The 4,956-nt window shown below is 43.9% G+C and carries 2 tRNA genes and 3 rRNA genes; all 5 read left to right on the top strand.

The window, feature by feature from the left end:
* Positions 1-7 precede the first annotated feature (7 nt).
* The 5 genes from CPX_RS02480 (at position 8) to CPX_RS02460 (ending at position 4,887) form a co-directional block, all read left to right on the top strand.
* Positions 8-1,535: ribosomal RNA gene (locus CPX_RS02480) — 16S ribosomal RNA — on the top strand.
* Between the two features lie 80 nt (positions 1,536-1,615).
* Positions 1,616-1,692 (top strand) — tRNA-Ile (locus CPX_RS02475).
* Between the two features lie 77 nt (positions 1,693-1,769).
* Positions 1,770-4,635: ribosomal RNA gene (locus CPX_RS02470) — 23S ribosomal RNA — on the top strand.
* A gap of 37 nt (positions 4,636-4,672) precedes the next feature.
* Positions 4,673-4,786 (top strand): 5S ribosomal RNA (gene rrf, locus CPX_RS02465).
* Together the 16S, 23S and 5S rRNA genes with 2 tRNA genes alongside form the textbook arrangement of a ribosomal RNA operon.
* A gap of 25 nt (positions 4,787-4,811) precedes the next feature.
* A tRNA-Val gene (locus CPX_RS02460) sits at positions 4,812-4,887 on the top strand.
* Positions 4,888-4,956: the final 69 nt, after the last annotated feature.

Below are 4,956 nucleotides of genomic sequence, written 5' to 3'. Positions count from 1 at the left end.
TCAAAACAAAACGAAGAGTTTGATCCTGGCTCAGGATGAACGCTGGCGGCGTGCCTAATACATGCAAGTCGAACGGAAACCTTCGGGTTTTAGTGGCGAACGGGTGAGTAACACGTAAGCAACCTGCCCTTAAGACGAGGATAACAATTGGAAACAGTTGCTAAGACTGGATAGGAAAAGTAAAGGCATCTTTACTTTTTTAAAAGATCTTCTTTGAAGGTATGCTTAAGGAGGGGCTTGCGACACATTAGTTAGTTGGTAGGGTAAAGGCCTACCAAGACTATGATGTGTAGCTGGACTGAGAGGTTGAACAGCCACATTGGGACTGAGACACGGCCCAAACTCCTACGGGAGGCAGCAGTAGGGAATTTTCGGCAATGGAGGAAACTCTGACCGAGCAACGCCGCGTGAACGATGAAGTACCTCGGTATGTAAAGTTCTTTTATTAAGGAAGAAAAAAGAGTGGAAAAACTCCCTTGACGGTACTTAATGAATAAGCCCCGGCTAATTATGTGCCAGCAGCCGCGGTAATACATAAGGGGCGAGCGTTATCCGGAATTATTGGGCGTAAAGGGTGCGTAGGCGGTTTAATAAGTCTATAGTTTAATTTCAGTGCTTAACGCTGTTGTGCTATAGAAACTGTTTTACTAGAGTGAGATAGAGGCAAGCGGAATTCCATGTGTAGCGGTAAAATGCGTAAATATATGGAGGAACACCAGAGGCGTAGGCGGCTTGCTGGGTCTTTACTGACGCTGAGGCACGAAAGCGTGGGGAGCAAACAGGATTAGATACCCTGGTAGTCCACGCCGTAAACGATGAGTACTAAGTGTCGGGTAAAACTGGTACTGAAGTTAACACATTAAGTACTCCGCCTGAGTAGTACGTACGCAAGTATGAAACTTAAAGGAATTGACGGGACTCCGCACAAGCGGTGGATCATGTTGTTTAATTCGAAGATACACGAAAAACCTTACCAGGTCTTGACATTTTCTTGCGAAGTTATAGAAATATAATGGAGGTCATCAGGAAAACAGGTGGTGCATGGTTGTCGTCAGCTCGTGTCGTGAGATGTTAGGTTAAGTCCTAAAACGAGCGCAACCCTTGTCGTTAGTTGCCAGCATGTAATGATGGGGACTTTAACGAGACTGCCAATGAAAAATTGGAGGAAGGTGGGGATTACGTCAAATCATCATGCCCCTTATGATCTGGGCTACAAACGTGATACAATGGTTGATACAAAGAGTAGCTGAAACGCGAGTTCTTAGCCAATCTCAAAAAATCAATCTCAGTTCGGATTGAAGTCTGCAACTCGACTTCATGAAGTTGGAATCGCTAGTAATCGCGAATCAGCATGTCGCGGTGAATACGTTCTCGGGGTTTGTACACACCGCCCGTCAAACCACGAAAGTTGGCAATACCCCAAAGCGGTCACCTAACTTCGCAAGAAGAAGGATCCGTCTAAGGTAGGGTCGATAATTGGGGTTAAGTCGTAACAAGGTATCCCTACCGGAAGGTGGGGATGGATCACCTCCTTTCTAAGGAAAAAATAAAATTATCATCTTCAGTTTTGAAAGACTTAGAAAATTCATAAGTTTTTCTTTTTTTAAGGCATTAAGGGCCTATAGCTCAGCTGGTTAGAGCACACGCCTGATAAGCGTGAGGTCGGTGGTTCAAGTCCATTTAGGCCCACCAGTTTATTTTAAAAGTTATAAGCACTGTCTTAAAAAAAAGTTCTTTGAAAAGTAGATAAACATAGTAAAATCAAAAAAATTGAAGGAATTAAGAGCGCACAGTGGATGCCTTGGCACCAAGAGCCGATGAAGGACGCAATTAACGGCGATACGCCACGGGGAGTTGTAAATAAATGAAGATCCGTGGATTTCCGAATGGGGAAACCTACTATAATAACATTATAGTTTTTTGATTTTCGAATCAAAAAGGGATACGCAGTGAACTGAAATATCTAAGTAACTGCAGGAAAAGAAAGTAATAACGATTCTGGCAGTAGTGACGAGCGAATCCGGAGGAGCCTGATACCACCACTAGTTACAAAATTTTAACCAACTTGAAGTTTTTGGGAAAAAACACCAAAGAAGGTGATAGTCCTGTAAGGGTAAGTTAAAATCTAGGGTATCGAAAAGTACGGCGAGACACGAGAAATCTTGTTGGAACATAGGGAGGACCATCTCCTAAGGCTAAATACTACTTGGTGACCGATAGTGAACTAGTACCGTGAGGGAAAGGTGAAAAGAACCCCGGAAGGGGAGTGAAATAGATCCTGAAACTGTGTGCTTACAATTAGTTAGAGCTCGTTAATGAGTGATAGCTTGCCTTTTGCAGAATGAACCGGCGAGTTATGATATATAGCAAGGTTAAGTTTGAAGGAACGAAGCCATAGCGAAAGCGAGTCTTAATAGGGCGTTTAGTTTTATGTCATAGACCCGAAACTGAAGTGAGCTAGCCATGAACAGGTTGAAGTTTGGGGACAACCAAATGGAGGACCGAACCAGGATACGTTGAAAAGTGTTTGGATGATTTGTGGCTAGAGGTGAAATTCCAATCGAACTCAGAGATAGCTGGTTCTCCCCGAAATAGCTTTAGGGCTAGCGTTAATTAAGAAATTTTAATGAAGGTAGAGCACTAAATGATTGAGGGCTCCACCTCGGGGTACCGATATCAATTAAACTCCGAATGTCATTAAAAACAATTAGCAGTCAGACTGTGGGTGATAAGGTCCATGGTCGAAAGGGAAAGAGCCCAGACCGTCAGCTAAGGTCCCTAAATTAATGTTAAGTGGAAAAGGAAGTAGAGACGTTTAAACAATTAGGAAGTTGGCTTAGAAGCAGCCATCTTTTAAAGAGTGCGTAATAGCTCACTAATCTAATGACTCTGCGCCGAAAATTTAACGGGGCTAAAACATTATACCGAAGCTACGGATATAAAAATAATTTATTATTTTTAATATGGTAGGGGAAGCGTTCTGACATCGATGAAGTCATAGCGGAAGCAGTGGTGGAGAGGTCAGAAGTGAGAATGCCGGTGTAAGTAACGAAAAGATAGGTGAGAATCCTATCCGTCAAAAACCCAAGGTTTCCAGGGGCAGGTTCGTCCGCCCTGGGTTAGTCAGGTCCTAAGGCGAGGCAGAAATGCGTAGTCGATGGCAAGCAGGCTAAAATTCCTGCACTAAGAAAACAACTGATGGAGCTACAAAACAGGCTAAGCACGCCCTTTATTGGATTAGGGTAGAAGAACCTAGTTTGAGAAGATAGGCAAATCCGTCTTCTTATTCCAAAAAATAAGGTTTGAAGGTAACGTGACTGAAGTCATATTTTCAAGAAAAACTTCTAGGGCTAATTGTTTTTTTACCTGTACCGTAAACCGACACAGGTGGGAAGGTAGAGCATACTAAGACGCGCGAGAAAACTCTTGTTAAGGAACTCGGCAAAATGACTCCGTAACTTCGGGATAAGGAGAGCTTTTATGATAAAAAGTAAAAGCCGCAGAGAATAGGCCCAAGCGACTGTTTATCAAAAACATAGGTCCCTGCTAAACCGTGAGGTGATGTATAGGGGCTGATGCCTGCCCGGTGCTGGAAGATTAAGAGGAGATGTCAAAGGCAACTTGAAGCATTGAATTGAAGTCCCAGTGAACGGCGGCCGTAACTATAACGGTCCTAAGGTAGCGAAATTCCTTGTCGGGTAAGTTCCGACCCGCACGAAAGGCATAACGATTTGGGCGCTGTCTCAACAAGAGTCTCGGTGAAATCAAATTACCGGTGAAAATGCCGGTTACCCGCGACAGGACGAAAAGACCCCATGGAGCTTTACTGTAGCTTAATATTGAAATTGAAAATTGCATGTAGAGGATAGGTGGGAGACTGTGAAATTAGGACGCTAGTTCTAATGGAGTCACCCTTGGAATACCACCCTTGTTATTTTTAGCTTCTAACCTGCATAAGTGTATTATGAGGGACAGTGTTTGGTGGGCAGTTTGACTGGGGCGGTCGCCTCCTAAAGAGTAACGGAGGCGTTCAAAGGTACCCTCAAAATGGTCGGAAATCATTTTAAGAGCGTAAAGGTAAAAGGGTGCTTAACTGCGAGACCTACAAGTCGAGCAGGAACGAAAGTTGGACTTAGTGATCTTACGGTACCGTATGGAAGGGCCGTGACTCAACGGATAAAAGCTACCCTGGGGATAACAGGCTTATCGCTTCCGAGCGTTCACAGCGACGAAGCGGTTTGGCACCTCGATGTCGGCTCATCGCATCCTGGAGCTGGAGAAGGTTCCAAGGGTTGGGCTGTTCGCCCATTAAAGCGGAACGCGAGCTGGGTTCAGAACGTCGTGAGACAGTTCGGTCTCTATCCGTCGTGGGCGTTGGAAATTTGCAAGGAGCTGTCCCTAGTATGAGAAGACCGGGATGGATATACCGCTGGTGTTTCAGTTGGTTCGCCAGAGCCATAGCTGAGTAGCTATGTATAGAAAGGATAAACACTGAAAGCATCTAAGTGTGAAGCCTCCCTTAAGATGAGATTTCCCTATGAGATCCCTGGAAGACTACCAGGTTGATAGGCTAGAGGTGTAAGAATAGTGATATTTTCAGCTGACTAGTACTAATAGATCCATTGACTTTGATTTTTTTGAAATAACTATGGTTATCTAGTTTTGAAAGATCCTTGGTGATTTAGTCAAGGGGAAACACCTGTTCCCGTTCCGAACACAGCAGTTAAGCCCTTAAACCCCGACAATAGTTTTTCGTATGGAAAGTGAAGATAGGTTTTTGCCAAGGATTACTTGAAAAATTACTTTTAAAAAGAGGATTAGCTCAGTTGGGAGAGCGTCTGCCTTACAAGCAGAATGTCGGGGGTTCAAGTCCCTCATCCTCTACCAATTTTTACAATCACAATTTTAAAGCCAAAATAGCTCAATAGGTAGAGCAACTGACTTGTAATCAGTAGG

It is taken from the genome of Candidatus Phytoplasma pruni, from assembly GCF_001277135.1.
Classification (GTDB): domain Bacteria; phylum Bacillota_I; class Bacilli_A; order Acholeplasmatales; family Acholeplasmataceae; genus Phytoplasma; species Phytoplasma pruni.
This window is presented reverse-complemented; position numbering and strand designations above follow the sequence as displayed.